Source organism: Nocardioides malaquae, assembly GCF_015070385.1.
In the GTDB taxonomy this organism is placed as follows: Bacteria; Actinomycetota; Actinomycetes; order Propionibacteriales; family Nocardioidaceae; genus Nocardioides; species Nocardioides malaquae.
Map to the genome: position 1 here is coordinate 1 of NZ_JADCSA010000771.1, position 253 is coordinate 253.

General features: G+C 38.7%; 1 protein-coding gene. It reads left to right on the top strand.

What is annotated here, in order from left to right:
- Positions 1-253 (top strand): fimbria/pilus periplasmic chaperone (locus IEQ44_RS16220; RefSeq protein WP_193639457.1); only part of this gene is annotated, 253 nt, incomplete at both ends.

Sequence of the window (253 nt, forward strand, 5' to 3'; positions counted from 1 at the left end):
CCAGTGAGCAAATTCAAATAAGAATGATAACTCAGGAAAAAATTGCTCAACTTCCTAAAGACAGAGAAACGCTCTTCTATTTTAACGTGCGAGAAATACCGCCCAAAACAGATAAAAAAAATGTGATGCAAGTCACTATGCAGCACGCATTGAAACTATTCTGGCGGCCAAAAGCCATTGAATTAGAAGACGATGGGGTAATGACTTACGAAAAAGTTGAAATCATTCGTAGAAATGACGGTTCGATCCGCTT